We start from the raw sequence: 18,548 nt of genomic DNA on the forward strand, positions 1-18,548 counted from the left end.
TGTTTTTTGCCCGCCAAGACCTTCAGTGGATAGGGTGTTATGTCCGGAAAAGCGCAACAGCAGTCTCGTATCAAAGAGTTGATCACCCTGGGTCGTGAGCAGAAGTATCTGACTTACGCAGAGGTCAACGACCACCTGCCTGAGGATATTTCAGATCCAGAGCAGGTGGAAGACATCATCCGCATGATCAACGACATGGGGATCCCCGTACACGAGAGTGCTCCGGATGCGGACGCCCTTATGTTGGCCGACGCCGATACCGACGAGGCAGCCGCTGAAGAAGCCGCTGCTGCGTTGGCTGCGGTGGAGACCGACATCGGTCGCACGACTGACCCAGTGCGCATGTATATGCGCGAAATGGGTACCGTCGAGCTTCTGACACGTGAAGGCGAAATTGAAATCGCCAAGCGTATCGAAGAAGGCATCCGTGAAGTGATGGGCGCCATCGCGCACTTCCCTGGCACGGTTGAGCACATTCTCTCCGAGTACACTCGCGTTACCACCGAAGGCGGTCGCCTGTCCGACGTTTTGAGCGGATATATCGACCCGGACGACGGCATAGCGCCGCCAGCCGAAGTCCCGCCGCCGGTAGATCCCAAGGCCGAGAAGGTCGAAGGGGCTGACGACGAAGAGGACGACGCTACCGACGATGAAGAGGACGAGGTCGAAAGCGGCCCGGATCCAGTCATCGCCGCCCAGCGCTTCGGTGCCGTTTCAGACCAGATGGCAATCGCCCTCAAGGCGTTGAAAAAGCACGGTCGTGGCAGCAAGCAGGCCAACGCTGAACTGTTGGCTCTGGCCGAGCTGTTCATGCCGATCAAGCTGGTTCCGAAACAGTTTGAAGGTCTGGTTGAGCGCGTCCGCGGTGCCCTTGAGCGTCTGCGCGCCCAGGAACGCGCCATCATGCAGCTGTGCGTTCGTGATGCACGCATGCCGCGCGCCGACTTCCTGCGCCAGTTCCCGGGCAACGAAGTTGACCAGAGCTGGACCGATGGGCTGGCCAAAGGCAAAAGCAAATACGCTGAAGCCATTGGTCGTCTTCAGGCCGACATTCAGCGCTGCCAGCAAAAGCTGACCGCGCTGGAAGAAGAAACCGGCCTGACCATTCTGGAAATCAAGGACATCAACCGTCGGATGTCGATCGGTGAGGCCAAGGCCCGCCGCGCGAAGAAAGAAATGGTTGAAGCCAACCTGCGTCTTGTGATCTCGATCGCCAAGAAGTACACCAACCGTGGCCTGCAATTCCTCGATCTGATCCAGGAAGGCAACATCGGTTTGATGAAGGCGGTGGACAAGTTCGAATACCGTCGTGGTTACAAGTTCTCGACGTACGCCACCTGGTGGATTCGTCAGGCGATCACTCGCTCGATCGCTGACCAGGCACGCACCATTCGTATTCCGGTGCACATGATCGAGACGATCAACAAGCTCAACCGCATTTCCCGTCAGATGTTGCAGGAAATGGGTCGCGAACCGACGCCGGAAGAGCTGGGCGAACGCATGGAAATGCCTGAGGACAAGATCCGCAAGGTGTTGAAGATCGCGAAAGAGCCGATCTCCATGGAAACGCCGATCGGTGACGACGAAGATTCCCACCTGGGTGACTTCATTGAAGATTCGACCATGCAGTCGCCAATCGATGTCGCCACGGTAGAGAGCTTGAAAGAAGCGACGCGCGAAGTGCTGTCGGGCCTCACCGCCCGTGAAGCCAAGGTCCTGCGTATGCGTTTCGGTATCGACATGAATACTGACCACACCCTTGAGGAAGTCGGTAAGCAGTTCGATGTAACCCGTGAGCGTATCCGTCAGATCGAAGCCAAGGCGTTGCGCAAGCTGCGTCACCCGACGCGAAGCGAACACCTGCGTTCGTTCCTCGACGAGTAAGCGACGCGTCATACCAAAACCCCCGGCATTGCTGGGGGTTTTGCGTTTTAAGGAATAAATTTTCGGCACAGTGCCACTGTTGTCCAGCCCGGCTACACTCGTTTGATTCTTACCAATGAATCACCGAGGCTGCCATGATTTGGATGCCGGCCATTGCTCTCTTATGCTTGCTTACCTCCTCTGCAGTCTCCGCCCAGGCATTGCTTCACAACGAAGATGAAGGGCAAGCGATGCGGCAAGGGTTACAGTCCACCGAAGACGCCCAATCTAGAAATCCAGTCGATATAAACCAAAACTTATCCACTCCCCTGCTCAGCGACCGATTTTTCGGTGTCAATCAGGCGCGCCCATCAGAACGACACAACGACCTGACGGATTCGTCAGCCGCATTGCCGGCAGGTTTCCATGCCAGCGAACGCAGCAAGCTCTGGCACGAGTTCTTGCTGATCGGACTGCCCGGGCTGCTGGTGCTGACAACGGTGCTAGCCATTGTGGTGCGGGTCAACCGTCGCCTCAGCTCGGAAATTTCCCGCCGGATCGCGCTGGAACAAGAGCTGCGCAGCAGCGAGTACCACTATCGCGGGATGATCGAGAGCCTTTCGGCCATCGCGTGGGAAGCCAACACTCACGACTACTCCTACAACTACGTCTCGCCCCATGCGCAGGAATTGCTGGGGTATCCGCTGCACCAGTGGCGACGGCCCGGATTCTGGCGCAGCATCGTTCATCCCGAGGACATCGACTACGCCCAAGCCTACTGCGACCGTGAGGTTGCGGAAGGCAACGATCACAGCGTCGATTACCGAGTCCTGAGCGCCGACGGCAGGGTGGTCTGGATTCGCGATATCGTGAGCATGATCGGCTGTGGCCGAGAGCCCGTGATGCGCGGGCTGATGATCGACATCAGCGAAGCCAAGCAGACCGAAGAAGCGCTGCGCCTGTCGGAAGGGAAGTTCGCCTCGGTGTTCGCGCAATGCCCTGACATGCTGGTGATCGCGCGCCTTTCCGATGGCTGTTTTCTGGAGGCCAATCCGGCATTTGCCGAGCAAATTGGCGTCAGCCCGGCCGACGTTGTAGGACGCCTGCCCTCCGAGTTGAATATCTGGGGCATTCCCGACATCGGCCACAGTCTGCTGCAACGCCTTCAAAGGGGCAGCATACGCAATCTGGAAATGCCGTTTCGGCGCAGTGATGGCCGCTTGTTCACCGGGCTTCTGTCAGCCGAGCCCTTTGATCTGGACTCCACGGCCGCAGTGGTTCTGGTGGTGAGGGACATCACGCCGCTCAAGGAAGCCCAGCAACAGCTGCAAATGTCCGAAGAGAAATTTGCCAAGGCCTTCCATTCTTCGCCAGACGGACTGCTGATTACACGGCAAAACGACGGGTTGCTGGTGGAGGTCAACGACGGCTTCAGCCGGATCACCGGTTATCACAGCTCGCTGTCCGTAGACCGTACCACCCTCGACCTGGGCATCTGGGTAGACCTGAACGAGCGACAGCAACTGCTTGAGCAATTGAACCGCGACGGCTTCGTGAAGGACTTCACCAGCCACATTCGTCGAAGGGATGGTCAGATCCGCCTGTGCGAGATTTCCGCACGACCGCTGCCGATTGCCGGTGAGGATTACATGCTTACCATCGCGCGCGACATCACCGACCGCCACCAGATGCAGGAGAAACTGCAACTGGCCGCGACGGTATTTGAGAGCACGGCGGAGGGTGTGTTGATCACCGACACCCGACAGCGGATCAATGCCGTCAACCGCGCCTTCAGCGAGATCACCGGCTACAGCGAGCAGGAAGCCCTCGGCGAGACACCGCGTCTCCTGGCGTCCGGATTCCATGACAGCGCGTTCTACGCCGCCATGTGGTACCAACTGACGGCCGAAGGTCACTGGCAGGGCGAGATCAGCAACCGGCGCAAAAATGGCGAGATCTACCCGAGCTGGCTGACCATCAGTGCCGTGCGCAATCGCGATAAATTCATCACCCATTTTGTCGCGGTGTTCGCTGATATTTCCAGCCTGAAGCAGGCTCAGGCACGGCTGGATTATCAGGCGCACCACGACCCGCTGACCGGCCTGCCCAATCGGACGCTGTTCGAAAGCCGACTGCACGCCGCGCTGATTCACTCAAGAGCGGCTTACAGCCTCGGCGCGGTGTTGTTCCTCGACCTGGATCGCTTCAAGCACATCAATGACAGTCTCGGTCACCCGGTCGGCGATCTGCTGCTGAAGAGCATTGCGGTGCGCCTGAAGGAGAACCTGCGTGACATCGACACCGTCGCGCGACTCGGAGGCGACGAGTTCATTATCCTGTTGCCGGGCCTGCAAAATCCGACTGACGCCGAAGTGGTCGCCACCAAGCTGCTCAACAGCTTTTCAGCGCCGTTTCAGGCGGGCGAACACGAGTTCTTCATGAGCACCAGCATTGGCAGCGCGCTGTTTCCCACAGACGGCGCAGACGTCGCCACGTTGATCAAGAACGCCGACGCGGCGATGTATCGTTCGAAGGCCAAAGGTCGTAACCGCGTCGAGCACTACACACGCGATCTGACCGCTCAGGCCAGCGAGCGAGTCGCCCTGGAGCACGAACTGCGGCGCGCCATCGAGCGTAACGAGTTCACCCTGTCCTACCAGCCCAAGATCAGCCTGCTGACACACCGACTGGTCGGCGCCGAAGCGCTGATACGCTGGTTTCACCCCACATTCGGCGATGTCCCACCTGAGCGGTTCATCCCGCTGGCAGAAGAAAACGGCATGATCCTGCAGATCGGGGAATGGGTGCTCGATACGGCCTGCCAGCAATTGCATGCGTGGAACCAGCGCTACGACATGTCCGGCCCATTGTCAGTGAACCTTGCCGGCGCCCAGTTACGTCAGACCGATCTCGTCAACAAGATCGAACGACTGCTGCTCCAGCACCAGCTTCAGCCAGGGTGTCTGCAACTGGAGATCACCGAGAACTTCATCATGTCGCAGACCGAGGAAGCGCTTTCAGTCCTGCATCGCCTGAAGACACTCGGCGTACAGCTGGCGATCGACGACTTCGGTACCGGCTACTCTTCGCTCAGTTACCTCAAGCGCCTGCCGCTGGACATCCTCAAGATCGACCAATCCTTTGTGCGCGGTTTGCCTGATGACCCCCACGATGCGGCGATTGTCCGCGCCATCATTGCGCTGGGCCGCAGCATGCAGCTGACAGTCATCGCAGAAGGCGTCGAAACCCTCGAACAGCAGCAATTCCTGGCGGACGAGGGCTGCGAACAAATCCAGGGCTACCTCGTCAGCCTCCCCCTGCGCGCGGAGGAATTCTGCACGACATTTCTTCGTACAACCGTTTCAGACGTTTCGGATAGCACAGCGCGTAAACCGTCGTTATAATCCGCGGCCTACTGAGGGCCTATAGCTCAGTTGGTTAGAGCAGGGGACTCATAATCCCTTGGTCCACGGTTCGAGTCCGTGTGGGCCCACCAAATAAAAAGCCGCGCATTGCGCGGCTTTTTTCGTTCTTTCGCGATACCCACCGCCGGCCTCATCACAACCTCAATCAATCACCACATGCGGCAAAAACCGGCTGCTGTCCTTGGTGATCAAACTGTCATCTTCACGAATCCCGATCCCTGAAGCCGTATCACCCACCACCCAAGACCCGATCAGCGTGTAGCTGTCGCCAAAACGAGGCAGTGGCGCGAACTCTTGAAGGATGTAGGGAGCATCGTTATAAGGGCCGTCTTCGAAAATGACCTGGTCAGTTGGGGTGCGGATTTCGATGTTGGCGCCTTCGCGGGAAAAGTACGGCTTGCGGACCCAACCCTTTGGCACCGCAGATTGTGGGTGCTTATCAACGAAGGACGGCAACAGATTGGGATGCCCTTCGTTGAATTCCCAAAGCAGCGGCAGGATGCCTTTGTTCGAAATAATCGCCTTCCAGGCAGGTTCGATGAACTGCGTATCGCACTGGGGGATGGCCTGGCCGTGGGGCTCATGAAAGACATGCTCCCAAGCGTGCAGCTTGAAGATGCGTTCGATCCAGCGACCTTCAAGGTCGACGAATCTACCTTGGGTATTAAGGCCGATGTCTTCGATGTCGATGTGGCGGGTTTCGATGCCGACATGTTCAGCCATTTTGCGCAGGAATTCCGTCGTACCCCGGTCTTCGATGGAGCCTGACATACACGAAAAGTAGAACGGCCCGCCTTCCTTGATCGCCGCAAAAGCCCGGACCAGATCCTCCGCTATCGAGTTGAATTGCGAAGCGTGGGCCGGCAATACGCCGCGCTGGATCTGCTCTTCAAGCCAGATGAGCTGAAACGCGCCCGCTTCATACGCTGACGTAGGCGTGTCCATGTTGGCTTCCAGCAGCTTGGCCGGGTTTATGCCGTCATAGCTGAAGTCAAAGCGGCCATACAGATGCGGGTGGCCTTCCTTCCACGAGGTGCGAACCAGATCGAAGAACGCCTGCGGAATGGCCAGCCGGGTCAGCAGCTCTTCGCTCTCGACGACCCTTTCCACAACGTCCAGGCACATGGCATGAAGCTCCTGGGTCGGCGCTTCAATGTCGCGTGTGATCTGCGCTTCGGTGAACTGGTAGTAGGCCCGCTCATCCCAGTAGCGCTCGCCGTCGATGGTGTGAAAGTTGAAGCCTTCACGCTCGGCCGTCTGTCGCCAGTCAGGACGTTCCTGGATGCTGATCCTTTTCATGGGTAACGTCCCTGTTATCCGCCGAAGCTTGAGCCGCTGCTTTTGCCACCCCAACCGCTGCGAGCGGTGGCCTGGCTGCCGAAACCGCCACGGGAAACAGAAGACGAGACGGAGGAGTTACGACCGAGGGTGCTTTTGCTGTAAGTGCCGGTCGAGCTGCTTCGCGCCTGGGTGGAGTTGCCGAAGGTTTTGCCCTGCTCGATCTGGCGCGACAGTGTGGAGTAGCCATACCCACCCCGCGAGTCCCGCTCTTGGTAAATGGGCTGAGCGTAGTAACGACCGCCACCGCCTGTGAATCCGTTGACCATGTTGCTGACGAGCATGCCCATCAGGAACCCGTTCACCCCGGAACCGAAGCCACCGCCACCGCCACCCGACTGGTTAGCCTGAGCCTTCGCTGCGTCGACCTGTGACTTGGGAAGCTCACCGGAAACTTCCAGCTGAAAACCGCCGAGCTTGGGCGTGAACTTGCCATCGGCATTCTGCTGGCAGTAATCGGGGACGAAATCTGCTTCGCAAGCCGTCTTGTCGTCGTAGGTCGGGGCAATGCGGCGGTGCTCCGCCAGCGCGCTCATGTAAGCGTCCGAGCAGATGTCGACCGGTACTTTCTGGTCAACGCAGGACTGGACCGACGGATAGGTCTGCTGCGCGGAAACCTCGACGGTATCGGACTTGCTGCATGCGCTGATCGCCAACGGCAGGGTGCTGGCCAGGACCAGCTTGAGGGAACTACGTCTCATCGATAACTCCTTTTTCGATAACGGGCGATCAGGTCGACGGCGTCATGCAGGCCGAGTTGAGAAAACCGACACTGATCGAGACGCTGGCGGCGTAGATGGCCGCGGCAAGCTCGCCTCGGGTGATGCGTGCGGACAGATCCTTGAGCACCATGCTGGTCGCGGTGAAGGCCAGCAGCTGTACGACTGCTGCGATTACTGCCCAGATCACCACATCCAGAACGCTGATGCTGTAGGTGATCACGTTGCTGGCAGGAAGAGCGAAACCGATCAGCGCACCGCCGAGGGCGACGGCGGCGGCAACATTGCCCTCACGAATCTGGGCAAATTCCTTGTGCGGCGTCAGACGCGTGTAGGCCATCTGAAACAACGAGAACAATCCGCCGGCCACAATGATGTAGACCACAAAACTCAGCAACGACTGGAAGCTGACAGACATACGAAGCGCTTCAAGCATTTTTTACTTCCTTTTAAATGACGGTGAAATCAGTGGACTGCAGGGTCACGCCGACCGACGTGGTGAAGGAGACAACGCCCTCCTCGTCCTCTTCAACGGACAGCAACAGAAACTCGCGACGATCCACCAGTCCGGTGTCCCGCGCGTACAACATGCTCAGGTGCTTGATGCGGTAGGCACCGTCAGGACTGACGACGTGCTCGTCCATGGGCGTGAGCTCGGTCTGGCCTTGTTCCGTGCCCCACTGACGACCGTACTCCCAGCCGTCATGCTCGAATACCGGCAGACCGACTTTGGACGCAGGCCCCACAAGACGCTTGAGCTCCGCCTCGCTGTTGATCGTGACGGCGCTGCTGTAACCGAACAGGATGATGTCCTGAACATCTTCAGCGGCAGGCCCGTTCATCATGACCTGCAGCCAGTAATCTTCGTCCTCGAAGTAGAAGCGCACCAGACGGACCGATTGCCCGAGGTCAACCTGACCCACCGCCCAGACCACTTCTTCGTCGGGGACCACCAGCTCCGAATGGCCGTCGAGCATCAGCTTGAGCGAGTCGTCGAGGTCGAGCATACGACCGGTCGCCAGCCCGAACGGATTAGCCAGGCTTGGATTGCCGAGACCGCCCGGTGGAGTGGGGGACTCCAGGCCTAACGCGCGTTTGATCCAGCTCATGTTTCATCTCCTTTGAATTCGCGCCGAGGCGATGTAAAAAATTTTAAATTCACTGCGCCGGATCTCGCTCGAGAAGCCGCCGCGAGTGCATCAGCCAGGCCGTCACAATACCGGCAAGCGCGCCACACAGGTGTGACTCAATCGATACGCCCGGCACCGGAATGAACCCAAAAATCAATCCGCTGTAGCCCAGCAGGGTCACCAGTGCAATCGCGAAACTCGCCAGGCTGCGCTGGTACCACGCCCGGGCCAGCAGATACGCCCACAAGCCAAAGATCAGACCGCTGGCGCCCACATGGATGACCGGCCGGCCGACTACCCAGACCATCAGCCCGCCGAGGACAACGATGAGCAGCACCACGCGGACGTAACGTTGAAGCCCCTCGGTCGCAACCAGCCAGCTCAGCACCACAAAAGGCAGCAGATTGCTCAGCAGGTGACGGACAGAGCCATGGAGAAACGGGGAGAAAACGACGCCTTGGAGTCCGGATACCGTTCTGGGCACCAGGCCGTGGGACAGCAGGCTGTTGGCGGTCACGGAGTTAACCATCTGCACAGCAATCATCACAGCGGCAAGGCAGAGTATCGTTCGTAGTCCATTTCCGATATTCATCTGTACACCGCTGGAGCCCAAAAAACTGAAACCGAAAAAAGGCAGACGGAAATCCGGCTGCCTATTTTTAACGGTGCTTATTGCCCAGCGTTACCGCTCTGGTTTTGCGCTTTCAAGCGGGCCAGCACGTCAGCCGCGCCGCCTGTTTTTGCGCCGATCCCGGCATCCTGAAGACGCCGCTCCAGATCGCTGCCATTGGCAGCCTCGGTCAGCTCGTCGGCCGCTTCAAGCCTCGCGTCCTGCTCATCCTGACGCTGCTTGATACGGGCCAGCGAACCCACTGCGGTTTCGAGTCGGCCGTTGGCACCACCGGTTGCGGCAGCGGCGTTGATCTGCGCCTTTTGCACGCTGTCGCGGGCCTTGGCCATATCGGTTTGCTGACGCAAGCCTTTGATCTGGCTTTCAGCCTTGATGACCTGTGCGGTCAACTTGGCCACATGGACGCCAAACTGATCGGCGGCAAGCTTCTCCTGATCACGCAGGGCCGTCAGCTCGGCCACTTTCTCGGCACACTCGAGGGCGAGGGCTTCTTCGCCTTTATTCATCGCTGCGAGGGCTTTCTGCTCCCAGTTGGCGATGTTCTTGTCGTGCTCTTCGACGCGTTGCAGCGAGAGCTTGTGCTTGGCTTTGATCTGAATCAGCTGGTTGCGCGCCGCAAGCATAGAGGCGTCGGCGTCACGGATTTCCTGGTCGAGGATTCGCAGTGCCTGAGCATCGACGATGGCTTCACCCACCTCGGAAGCCCCACCACGCAACGCTGTGACCATTTTTTTCCAAAGGCTCATTGATGTGTCTCCCGATTACTGTGAATCAACTGTTAGAAGGTCTTCGTAGGCATCAGCCGCACGAATCACGTTGTCTGCCAGCGTGAGGACTTCGTGGACGATGACCGTCAGCGAAGAGGCGGCACTCAGGGCGCCGAACATGCTGTAGACGGTTTCGCCGTTTGGCATGGTCTCGATGCCGATCGAAGACAGCGGGAAGAGGTCCCGACTGCGCAACACTGTCTCGTTGAAAGACGTTGGGTCTTTGACCTGAGAGGCGTAGACCAGGACGGAATCAACCAGGATCTGGTCGCCCGCAATGGCAATGATGATGGGCAAGCCGCCGAACTGGTTCATCACCAGGCTCAGACTCGGCTCGGCACCGTGAATAAGGGTTAGTTTGATGTCTTCGTTCTTCACCACGTCCAGTTCGGCGAAGGCCGAGTGAAGCGTGTCGATGGTCCAATTGGTGTTCTCAGTCATGAATCCCTCCAGTTTGATCCGGTTACCCAAGTAGGGCTGGCGCAGCACTTTTTCGATGTCTCTCAGCACTTCCGCGTTTTCTGGAAGTACGTACAGCTCTCGTTTCACGTACCCGGCAGCCGTCAGCCGAGCGCGCATTTCGCGCATGTAGTCGGTTGAAGTTTTCCGAGCCATTGAGGTTTTTCCTGAACATCACATGTGATAGCAACGCACCCTACGCGCAAGCATCCCGATACGCAACATCTCACATGTGATGATTTGGTGAATGAGGCAATGCCGGTGGTGACGCGCCGCGTTTGCCGGGCTTCGGATATATTCATCATCCCCATGGTCTGTAACCCCATGAACTCAGCCTCTCTCCCCTCCTGGCTTCGCCGCGCCCTGCGTCCACTGCTGGACCCATACCGCCGCTATCGCCATGCCCGCTACATTCACGCCGGTCGCATCGTGGTCGGACTACTGGTGTCGATTCTTCTGACGACCGGCATTAATTTGCCCCACGGTGAGTGGGCGTCGGTGACGATGCTGATCGTGATTGGCGGGTTGCAGCACCACGGCAACATCGGCAAGAAGTCGGTAGAGCGGGCTTACGGGACGTTGATAGGGGCGGCCCTGGGCCTGGCGATTGTGGCGCAGGAAAGCTATCTGGGCATGCCGTTGCTGACGTACGTGATCATGTCGCTGATCTGCGGCTTCTTCGCGTATCACGCCATCGGCAAGGGCGGCTACACGGCGCTGCTATCGGCGATCACCCTGTTTATCGTGGCGGGCCACGGTGATAACCCGATCACGGACGGGTTGTGGCGGACGGTGGATATCCTGATCGGCATCGCCCTCGCCCTGGCGTTCTCATTCGCGCTGCCGCTGTACGCCGTGTATTCGTGGCGCTACAACCTGGCAAGTGGCCTGCGGGACTGTGCGCTGGCTTACGATCGCATCGCCAGCGGGCAGTCGATCACTGCAGATGAGCACGTGAAGCTGACGGCACGGATGGGCGCGACATTGTTGCAGCTGCGTTCGCTGATGCCTTCGGTGTCCAAGGAAGTGAAGATTTCGATCGTTGAGCTGGACGCTATTCAGAGCCACTACCGCATGTGCCTGAGCATTCTCGAAATTCTGTCGAACCTGCGTCCGGGAGACGCTGGCAGCACGGGCGTGACGGCGGAGCAACGGCGCATTCGTCGCATGCTGATCGGCATGGCCCGCGCGCTGCAGACCGGTGCGACCGAGCGTTTGCAGCGGCCAACCGAGAGTTTGACCGTCGGGCCCGACGTTCCAACCGCCTCGACCGAGGTGCTCGGTTATCAACTGATGACCCGCCAGTTCACGCAGAATCTCGAAAGCCTGCAACAGCGACTGGCGAAAACAGCGCCGGCATGGAAGATCTGAACCCTGCCAGCGCTGTGATCACATATCGGCGGAGGATCAATAAACCGGCGGAACAACCATCTCACGCGGTACCGGTGCCCGTAGGTAATTGGCGTTGTACTCGCGCTCCGGCAGCACCACTTGCGGCGTTTCGGTATCGCCGCGCGGGATTTGCTCCAGCAGGTGGTGAATGCAATTCAAGCGCGCGCGTTTCTTGTCGTCGGCCTCGACAATCCACCACGGCGCGACGTCAGTGTGGGAACGCGTGAGCATTTCTTCCTTCGCGTTGGTGTAGGCCTCCCAGCGACGACGGGATTCGAGGTCCATCGGCGAGAGCTTCCACTGTTTCAGCGGGTCATGGATGCGCATCAGAAAGCGCCGGTATTGCTCGTCATCGGTGATGGAGAACCAGTACTTGATCAGGATGATGCCCGAGCGCACCAGCATTTTTTCGAACTCGGGCACGGTGCGGAAAAACTCTTCGTACTCCTCGTCATTGCAGAAGCCCATGACCCGCTCGACCCCGGCCCGGTTGTACCAACTGCGGTCGAACAGCACCATTTCGCCAGCCGCAGGAAGGTGCGCGACGTAGCGCTGGAAGTACCACTGCGTGCGCTCGCGTTCACTCGGCGCGGTCAGTGCAGCCACACGGCAGACCCGCGGGTTGAGCCGCTGAGTGATGCGCTTGATCGCACCGCCCTTGCCTGCCGCATCCCGGCCTTCGAACAGCACGACCACCTTGAGCTTCTGGCTCACCACCCAGTCCTGCAGTTTCACCAGCTCGCCCTGCAGGCGCAGCAGCTCACGGAAATACAGGCGGCGATCAATCCCTTTGGGCACCTCCTCACCTAAGTCAGCCAACAGGCCATCCAGGCGCGCGTCGTCGTACTCCATTTCCAGTTCTTCGTCGAAGCTGTCGAGGATATCGGCCTGGATGTAGCGGGCGGTTTCGGAGAAATCCAGAGTCATGACGAGGCTCCCGGCGTGGATTCAAAGGGGGTGGGGGAGAATTTAGGCACGCCAGGGGTGACAGAAGAATGACAAAAGCCTTACAGCGTGTAAAAGTCCTACATGACCGACGCAGGTTCTCTGACGCCCATCTCTGGTGGACGATCAACGCAGAATGCTTGGGCTTTCGCGTCGCCTTGCCATTCGAATATCACCCAAACCCCTACGGAATCTCCTAACATGCCCCGCTTGCCGAAGGAGATCCGCCCTTGCCTGACACCCGCCCACCAGCGCTCGACGACATCGACCGCAAACTGATCGCCGCGCTGCAAATCAATGCCCGGGAACCGGTCGCCAATCTGGCTCGGCAATTAGGCATCGCGCGCACCACCGTGACCTCGCGACTGGCACGCCTGGAAAAAGCCAAAGTCATCACCGGCTACGGCGTGCGACTGGGTCAGCGGCTGGTGGATGGAGGTCTGCAGGCTTACGTCGGCATCACCGTGCAGCCTCGCTCCGGCAAGGAAGTGCTGCGGCGGCTGAGTGCGCTCGCCCAGGTGCAACAGTTGTGCGCAGTGAGTGGCGAATTCGATTACGTGGCGTGGCTGCGCACGGACTCGCCGGAGCAGCTGGATCAGATGCTTGATCTGATCGGCAGCGTCGACGGGGTGGAGAAGACCACCACGTCGATCATCCTCAGCAGCAAGATTGATCGCGGCCAGCCGTCCTGACGCGCCATTTCCGACAATATGACGAAAAGCTCCGTCACTTTGCTGAGGTTCTCGACACAACGACGGCACTCTGCGTCTTATTAACGTCCCAACTGTTATCTAGACTTGTTCACTTTCGCGCCCCAGTCGAACAAGGTCAGTCATGAAGAACAATCGCCACCCCGCCAACGGAAAGAAACCGATCACGATTTTCGGCCCGGACTTCCCGTTTGCCTTCGACGACTGGATTGAACACCCAGCTGGCCTTGGTAGCATTCCTACGGAAAACCTCGGCAAAGAGGTGGCGATTGTCGGCGCAGGCATCGCCGGGCTGGTCGCGGCTTATGAGCTGATGAAGCTGGGTCTCAAACCCGTCGTTTATGAAGCCTCCAAAATGGGCGGCCGCCTGCGTTCGCAACAATTCGAAGGCGCTGAAGGCATCATCGCCGAGCTGGGCGGCATGCGCTTCCCGGTGTCCTCCACCGCTTTTTATCACTACGTCGACAAGCTCGGCCTGGAGTCCAAGCCCTTCCCCAACCCGCTGACGGCCGCGTCGGGCAGCACAGTGATTGATCTGGAAGGCAGCACTCACTACGCACAGAAACTGTCGGACTTGCCTGCGCTGTTTCAGGAAGTGGCTGACGCCTGGGCGGACGCGCTGGAGGACGGCTCGCAGTTCGCCGACATCCAGCAAGCCATCCGCGACCGCGATGTGCCTCGGCTCAAGGATCTATGGAACAAATTGGTGCCGTTGTGGGACGACCGCACGTTCTATGATTTCGTTGCCACGTCCAAGGCCTTCGCCAAGCTGTCGTTCTATCACCGCGAAGTGTTTGGGCAGGTCGGTTTCGGCACCGGTGGCTGGGACTCGGACTTCCCGAACTCGATGCTGGAGATCTTCCGCGTGGTCATGACCAACTGCGACGATCACCAGCACCTGATCGTCGGCGGCGTCGCGCAAGTCCCTATCGGCATCTGGCGCCACGCCCCTGAACGTTGCGCCCATTGGCCAGAAGGCACCAGCCTGTCGACGCTGCACCGAGGCGCCCCGCGCACGGGCCTCAAAGGCATCAGCCGCGCCGCCAACGGCCAGTTCGCGGTCACGGACAATCTGGGTGACGTTCGCCATTACGATGCGGTTTTGGCGACGTGCCAGACTTGGTTGCTGACCACCCAGATCGAGTGCGAAGAGTCGCTGTTTTCCCAGAAGATGTGGATGGCACTGGACCGCACGCGTTACATGCAGGCGTCGAAAACCTTCGTCATGGTGGACCGGCCGTTCTGGAAGGACAAAGACCCGGAGACCGGCCGCGACTTGATGAGCATGACCCTGACCGACCGCCTGACCCGTGGCACCTATCTATTCGACAACGGCACCTATTCCAACGGCGTCGAGAAGCCGGGGGTGATTTGCCTGTCTTACTCGTGGATGAGTGACGCGCTGAAAATGCTGCCCCACCCCGTTGAAAAACGCGTCAGCCTGGCGCTCGGCGCGCTGAAAAAGATCTACCCGAAGGTCGATATCGCCGCACGCGTCATCGGAGACCCGATCACCGTGTCGTGGGAATCCGACCCACACTTCCTCGGTGCTTTCAAAGGCGCGCTGCCGGGCCACTACCGCTACAACCAACGGATGTACGCGCACTTCATGCAGAAGGACATGCCTGACGAGCAACGCGGCATTTTCATCGCCGGCGACGACGTGTCCTGGACGCCCGCCTGGGTCGAGGGCGCCGTGCAGACGTCGCTGAACGCGGTGTGGGGCATCATGACCCACTTCGGCGGCAAGACTCACGCCGAGAACCCGGGCCCGGGTGACGTGTTCCACGAGATCGGCCCGATCGTTTTGCCGGAATAAGGAAGCCACTATGCGCGTCGCCTTCTACCAATGCCCGCCGCTGCCGCTGGATGTCAGCGCCAACCTCATGCGCCTGGAAGCTCAGGCGATCGAAGCATCGGCGCAGGGGGCGAAGCTGCTGGTCTTCCCGGAGATGTTTCTCAGCGGGTACAACATTGGCGCCCAGGCCGCGCGGGAGCTGGCGCAAGCAAGCAACGGCCCGGCTGCGCTGAAGATTGCCGAGATCGCTCAGGCCACGGGCGTCGCGATTCTGTACGGCTACCCGGAGTTGAGCACCGACGGCCAGGTTTACAACGCGGTGCAGCTGATCGACGCGCAAGGTGTGCAGCTCTGCAATTACCGTAAGACCCATCTGTACGGCGACTTGGACAACGCGATGTTCAGTGCGGGCGATGAGCACTTTCCGGTGGTGGAATTCGGAGGCTGGAAACTCGGCTTTTTGATCTGCTACGACGTCGAGTTTCCCGAGAACACGCGGCGTCTGGCCCTGGCCGGCGCCGACCTGATTCTGGTACCGACCGCGAACATGGCGCCGTACGATTTCGTCGCGGAAGTCACCGTGCGGGCCCGCGCCTTCGAGAACCAGTGCTACCTGATTTACGCCAATTACTGCGGCAGTGAGGGCGAGATCCATTACTGCGGTTTGAGCAGCATCTGCGCGCCGGACGGCCGGCAAATCGGTCTTGCTGGACAGGATGAGGCGCTGGTGATTGCGGATCTGGACCGTGAATCGATGAGCGAATCTCAGGCGATCAATACGTATTTCAAGGATCGCCGACCGGGGTTTTATTCCGGCCTGAGTAAACCGTAAGGTAATTCTCCTGCGCCGCCCCTGCGCACGTCCCACACCTGCACGCCCGTAATCCGCTAGCATGGCCGCTCAGTCATCTAACCTCACAAGCGCCATGCCCAACCCCATCAGCCAGCGATCCCTGACCCTGCCCAACGGCCTGAACGTGGTGCTTGTTTCGGCCCCACGCTTGAAGCGTTGCGCGGCGGCATTGCGGGTGGCGGCAGGCAATCATGATGTCTCGGCCCGCTGGCCGGGGCTGGCGCATTTTCTTGAGCACTTGTTTTTTCTCGGTACCGAGCGCTTTAAGGATGACGAAAAGCTGATGGCGTTCGTGCAGCGTCATGGCGGGCAAGTGAACGCCAGCACACGCGAGCGCACCACCGACTTTTTCTTCGAACTGCCGCGCGCCGTGTTCCCCGGCGGTCTCGAGCGGCTGTGCGAAATGCTCGCACATCCCCGTATGACGATTGCCGATCAGCTGCGAGAACGGGAGGTGCTGCACGCGGAATTCATCGCCTGGTCGCGGGACGATGCCTCTTGTGAGCTGCTGAAGCGCCTGCAGCCCTTGTCGGCCTTGCATCCGATTCGATGGTTTCATGCCGGCAATCGCTTCAGTCTTCCGGTTCCCCGTCAGGCATTCCAGCATGCGCTGCAGGATTTCTACCGACGGTTCTATCAGGCCGGACAGATGACGTTGAGCCTCGCGGGGCCTCAGTCGCTGGATGAACTGGAACAATTGGCCACGCAGTCTGGCGGGTGTTTCGCTCAAGGTCTTCGGGTTGAGCAACAGCAAGCGCCTGCGCTGCTCACTGATGCACCGAAGCCAATCGGCGAGGCTGATCAGCGTCGGATGCATCTGACGTTCGCATGCGAAGGCTTACCGGCAGGGCAAGAACAGGCCGCGGCGTTTCTCTGCACCTGGATGAATGAAGCGCAAGGGGGCGGGCTGGTGGCGGAGCTGCGTGACCGAGGCTTGATTGAGTCGCTGAAGGCCGAGGTCATGTATGAGTTTGGCGGCCAGGCAGTCATCGACATTGAGGTCGCATTGGCCGCGAAGACACCCGACGCGTCATCGCACGTATCAGCAACGGTGTTCGGCTGGCTCGCCTTTTTCAAATCCCATTACCGCCCGTTGCTCGGAGAATACGCGCGACTGGAACAGCGGCTTCTGGCCGTCAGCGGCGCACTTTCGCTGGCGCGGTATTTCAGCGCGGAAGCTAATGCGGCGGGCCTGTCGGTAGATGCGGTCGACGCACTGCTCAGCCAGCTCACACCAGACGCGCTGTTGCAGGCGCAAGCCGAATCTCCGGCGTACGACGCCTCAACCGTCCATTGGCGGCTGCCCGACCCCAATCCATTTTTGAACCAGACAACGCCGGCCACGGCGCCGACCGTGCCGCTGCCCGCGCTGACATTCAGCGACGCGCTGCCAGAAAACGGCGAAGCCGCACTGTACCTGCGATGGGCGTTTGCCACGGCGCAACCAACGCTTGCACGGATGTTGGGTGAAAGCCTGAAACCGCTAACGGCCCAAGCCTGTCAAGCGGGGGTCACGCTGGCATTCAGTGCCTACGGCAGATTCTGGCAGTTGAAAGTCTCAGGCCTGGCGCAACCGCTGCCCGCCGTGCTGGAGCAGGCTCTGCTTTTGCTCGGCAAGCCGGATGCTCAGACCTTGGCGCGCTACGGTGCGCCAGCTAATGAACCGGCCGTTATCCCGATCCGTCAGCTGTTAAAGACGTTGCCTGATCATTATTTGAACAACCCAATCACACATCAGACCGACAATCTGCAGCGCGCGTGGGCTGAGGCTGGTTGGACAGGGTTTGCCACGGGTTTCACACCCTCAGCGCAACAGTTGTTGAGTCACGCCGCTCGGCTCATCCCCGGTCTCCCGGAGCATTCAGCACTCACAGCACCTCGGGCCACAGGCACACGGTGGGCAATCGAACCGTCAGAATCTTCCGAAACTGCGCTGCTGATCTTCTACCCAACGCCCTCCCACTCCCTTGACGACGAAGCCACGTGGCGACTCTTCGCACAGCTGATGCAGGCTCCGTTCTACCAGCGCCTAAGGGTCGAGTTGCAGTTGGGTTACGCCGTTTTCAGTGGTTTCCGACAGATCGCTGGCCAGGGCGGTCTGCTGTTCGGCGTGCAATCGCCCGGCGCGAGCGCGGAGCAACTCGTTGCGCACATTGAGACGTTCATCAAGAGTCTGCCGACAATGATTAACGCCGCAGACTTACCCGGGCAGGTAAAAATCCTGCGGGATCAACTCGAAACGGCTGACATGGAGCATCTGCAAGCCGCCGATCTGCTCTGGCAAGCGCATCTGGCAGGGCACGGCAGCGACTACAACGCCTGCCTGCAACATTCCCTTGCACATCTTCAGCAAGCCGCTCTGCTCGAAACCGCTCATCGGCTGGCCCAGCCCGACAGCCCCAGACTCTGCCTATCGAACCGCCCTAACGCCCTCTAGCCCGCCCCGACCGCAGGCCACAACCAGCTGATCATTGCCCATTGTGCAAGGATCTTTATCGGATATTTCATCATTGGCTGT

14 protein-coding genes, 1 tRNA gene and 1 pseudogene are annotated in these 18,548 nt (G+C 59.5%); 8 read left to right on the top strand and 8 right to left on the bottom strand.

Features of this window, described 5'->3' with window-relative positions:
* Positions 1–39 precede the first annotated feature (39 nt).
* From rpoD to AC07RO_RS19590, 3 genes and pseudogenes are all read left to right on the top strand, one after another.
* Positions 40–1,884 carry an RNA polymerase sigma factor RpoD gene (gene rpoD, locus AC07RO_RS19580; RefSeq protein ID WP_192173115.1) on the top strand — a complete coding sequence of 615 codons (1,845 nt, stop codon included), beginning with the start codon at positions 40–42 and terminating at the stop codon, positions 1,882–1,884.
* A gap of 440 nt (positions 1,885–2,324) precedes the next feature.
* Positions 2,325–5,267: pseudogene (locus AC07RO_RS19585) on the top strand (sensor domain-containing protein); the annotation flags it as partial.
* Between the two features lie 15 nt (positions 5,268–5,282).
* Positions 5,283–5,359: transfer RNA gene (locus tag AC07RO_RS19590), tRNA-Ile, on the top strand.
* Between the two features lie 70 nt (positions 5,360–5,429).
* On the opposite strand, the gene AC07RO_RS19595 is transcribed toward AC07RO_RS19590, so the two are convergent.
* The 7 genes from AC07RO_RS19595 to AC07RO_RS19625 form a co-directional block, all read right to left on the bottom strand.
* A complete protein-coding gene (locus tag AC07RO_RS19595) occupies positions 5,430–6,587 on the bottom strand; it encodes a glutathionylspermidine synthase family protein (RefSeq protein WP_495086848.1) in 1,158 nt (385 codons plus the stop codon).
* Between the two features lie 14 nt (positions 6,588–6,601).
* Complete coding sequence (locus tag AC07RO_RS19600; RefSeq protein ID WP_133775475.1) at positions 6,602–7,327, bottom strand: DUF1190 domain-containing protein; 726 nt, start codon at positions 7,325–7,327, stop codon at positions 6,602–6,604.
* 28 nt (positions 7,328–7,355) lie between these two features.
* Complete coding sequence (locus AC07RO_RS19605) at positions 7,356–7,781, bottom strand: DUF350 domain-containing protein (protein WP_074886933.1); 426 nt, start codon at positions 7,779–7,781, stop codon at positions 7,356–7,358.
* A 13-nt stretch (positions 7,782–7,794) separates the two neighbouring features.
* Positions 7,795–8,454: a DUF2491 family protein gene (locus AC07RO_RS19610; RefSeq protein ID WP_192173117.1), complete on the bottom strand. Its 660-nt coding sequence runs from the start codon at positions 8,452–8,454 to the stop codon at positions 7,795–7,797.
* A gap of 49 nt (positions 8,455–8,503) precedes the next feature.
* A complete protein-coding gene (locus AC07RO_RS19615; protein ID WP_495086849.1) occupies positions 8,504–9,067 on the bottom strand; it encodes a rhomboid family intramembrane serine protease in 564 nt (187 codons plus the stop codon).
* 77 nt (positions 9,068–9,144) lie between these two features.
* Positions 9,145–9,852 carry a PspA/IM30 family protein gene (locus AC07RO_RS19620; RefSeq protein ID WP_495086850.1) on the bottom strand — a complete coding sequence of 236 codons (708 nt, stop codon included), beginning with the start codon at positions 9,850–9,852 and terminating at the stop codon, positions 9,145–9,147.
* Positions 9,853–9,867: 15 nt separating this feature from the next.
* Complete coding sequence (locus AC07RO_RS19625) at positions 9,868–10,488, bottom strand: YjfI family protein (RefSeq protein WP_192173120.1); 621 nt, start codon at positions 10,486–10,488, stop codon at positions 9,868–9,870.
* Positions 10,489–10,656: 168 nt separating this feature from the next.
* On the opposite strand from AC07RO_RS19625, the gene AC07RO_RS19630 reads away from it, so the two are divergent.
* A complete protein-coding gene (locus AC07RO_RS19630; protein ID WP_495086851.1) occupies positions 10,657–11,703 on the top strand; it encodes an FUSC family protein in 1,047 nt (348 codons plus the stop codon).
* 36 nt (positions 11,704–11,739) lie between these two features.
* On the opposite strand, the gene ppk2 is transcribed toward AC07RO_RS19630, so the two are convergent.
* Positions 11,740–12,651, bottom strand: a complete 912-nt coding sequence (ppk2, locus tag AC07RO_RS19635; protein ID WP_192173122.1) for a polyphosphate kinase 2 — start codon at positions 12,649–12,651, stop codon at positions 11,740–11,742.
* Positions 12,652–12,899: 248 nt separating this feature from the next.
* On the opposite strand from ppk2, the gene AC07RO_RS19640 reads away from it, so the two are divergent.
* The 4 genes from AC07RO_RS19640 (at position 12,900) to pqqF (ending at position 18,467) form a co-directional block, all read left to right on the top strand.
* Complete coding sequence (locus AC07RO_RS19640; RefSeq protein ID WP_237251543.1) at positions 12,900–13,361, top strand: Lrp/AsnC family transcriptional regulator; 462 nt, start codon at positions 12,900–12,902, stop codon at positions 13,359–13,361.
* A gap of 142 nt (positions 13,362–13,503) precedes the next feature.
* The gene (locus AC07RO_RS19645; RefSeq protein WP_495086852.1) at positions 13,504–15,198 is read left to right on the top strand and encodes a flavin monoamine oxidase family protein; all 1,695 of its coding nucleotides are present in this window, start codon (positions 13,504–13,506) and stop codon (positions 15,196–15,198) included.
* Positions 15,199–15,208: 10 nt separating this feature from the next.
* Positions 15,209–16,009, top strand: a complete 801-nt coding sequence (locus tag AC07RO_RS19650; protein ID WP_495086853.1) for a carbon-nitrogen hydrolase family protein — start codon at positions 15,209–15,211, stop codon at positions 16,007–16,009.
* 94 nt (positions 16,010–16,103) lie between these two features.
* Entirely contained in the window at positions 16,104–18,467 is a 2,364-nt protein-coding gene (pqqF, locus tag AC07RO_RS19655; protein WP_495086854.1) for a pyrroloquinoline quinone biosynthesis protein PqqF, read from the top strand.
* Positions 18,468–18,548 lie beyond the last annotated feature (81 nt).

This window comes from Pseudomonas sp. GW821-FHT07F05, from assembly GCF_059418765.1.